Origin of the sequence: Mesorhizobium sp. M7A.F.Ca.AU.002.02.1.1 (genome assembly GCF_003998535.1) — a bacterium.
Lineage (GTDB): Bacteria > Pseudomonadota > Alphaproteobacteria > Rhizobiales > Rhizobiaceae > Mesorhizobium > Mesorhizobium ciceri.
Genome location: NZ_RZPB01001043.1, coordinates 1 through 1,730 on the forward strand (window position 1 = coordinate 1; position 1,730 = coordinate 1,730).

General features: G+C 66.2%; 2 protein-coding genes. One reads left to right on the forward strand and one right to left on the reverse strand.

Going from position 1 to position 1,730, the window contains the following annotated elements:
* Positions 1 to 173: 173 nt before the first annotated feature.
* On the reverse strand, positions 174 to 623 hold the full coding sequence (locus EN879_RS34775; protein ID WP_013532358.1) for a nucleoside deaminase: 450 nt from the start codon (positions 621 to 623) through the stop codon (positions 174 to 176).
* A 182-nt stretch (positions 624 to 805) separates the two neighbouring features.
* Between EN879_RS34775 and EN879_RS34780 the strand changes: the two genes are divergently transcribed.
* The coding region (locus EN879_RS34780) for a S4 domain-containing protein (RefSeq protein ID WP_281034626.1) at positions 806 to 1,730 on the forward strand (925 nt) is incomplete at its 3' end.

Below are 1,730 nucleotides of genomic sequence, written 5' to 3' on the forward strand. Positions count from 1 at the left end.
AGCCTCCAGTGCAGTATCGTGTCGCGGCCGGCACCGCGCCGCAGAACGAGCTTGGCGAGGACGAGTACAAGAAGGAACGCCGTCTCAAGAAAGAGGCGGAAGGCAAGAAGGGCAGCGGCTGGTTCGATTGGCTGTAAGAACACCGAATTGTGTCGCCGGGCGTAGCGCCCGCTTCAGCCGCGCCGCTCCCGAAAAAATCCTTTAAGCAGCAGGCCTGCTTCGGTCTCGCCCATGCCCGGATAGATGTCGGGCGCGTGGTGGCAGGTCGGCGAGGCGAAGAAGCGCACGCCATTGACCACAGCGCCGCCCTTGTCGTCGGCGGCGCCGAAATAAAGCCGGCGCAGCCGGGCGAAGGAAATGGCGCCGGCGCACATGGCGCAAGGCTCCAGCGTCACATAGAGATCGTGCCCGGTCAGCCGCTCGGCCGACAGTTTGCGGCAGGCTTCGCGGATGACCAGCATCTCGGCATGCGCGGTCGGGTCGGCAAGTTCGCGTGTGCGGTTGCCGGCGCTGGCGACAACACCAGCGCCGTTGGCGATGACGGCGCCGACCGGCACTTCGCCTCGCAAGGCGGCAGCTTCGGCCTCCTTCAGCGCCAGCGCCATGAAATCGGGCCGCTTCACGCGATTTCCACTCCGATTATCTCCTCGCCACCTGACGGCGATCCTGTTATGGAGCGCATGACATCGAAAATCGGGACTCGGTTTTCGAAAATGATCATGCGCCACATCAAAAGTGCTACAGCGTTCGTTGCGCGCCCGAAAGGATGCGCCACGCTGTAGCAGCGCAAACGGATAAAGGCCACATGGACGACAACGACAAGAAATTCCGACCCAGGAAGGGGCCGGCCAAGAGTGGGCCGAAAGCCGCGGGACCGCGCAGCCGCGATGGCGCCGCGGGCAAGGGCGGCAAACCGTCCTTTGGCGCCAAGAAACCTTACGCACCGCGTGGCGACCGGCCGATGGCTGCCGATGGCGAGCGGCCGAAGCGCGATTTCAAGGGCGGCGACAAGCCTTTCAGCAAAGGCCCGCGTCCCGAAGGCAAGCCTTTTGAGAAACGCGAGGGGCCGCGCAAGCCCTATGCACCGCGCGGCGATCGCCCAATGGCCGCCGAAGGCGAGCACAAGCCCTATGAAAAGCGCGAAGGACCGCGCAAGCCCTACGCACCGCGCGGCGATCGTCCAATGGCCGCAGAAGGCGAGCGCAAACCGTATGAAAAGCGCGAGGGGCCACGCAAGCCCTATGCGCCGCGCGGCGACCGCCCGGTGGCCGCTGAAGGCGAGCGCAAGCCCTACGAGAAGCGCGAAGGGCCACGCAAACCCTATGCACCGCGGGGCGACCGGCCGGCTGCGGCGGCAGCGGGCGGCGAAAAGCGCTTCGACCGTCCCAAGCGCGATTTCAGTGACCGCGCCCCGCGTGACGCCGTCGATCGCCCAAAGCGTGACTTCAGCGATCGCCCGAAGCGGGATTTCAACGATCGGCCGCAAGGCGCGTCAGGCGGCAGCTTCAAGCCACGCCCGCGTCCCGCCGAGGCTGCGGAAGAGGCAGGCGAGCGCATCGCCAAGCGGCTGGCCCGCGCCGGCCTCGCCTCGCGCCGCGATGCCGAGGAGCTGATTGCCGCCGGCCGCGTCAAGGTCAATGGTCGCGCTCTGACTTCACCGGCCTTCAACGTGATGCCTGATGACATCATCCATCTCGACGGTATGGAAACCCCGCCGATCGAGCGCACAA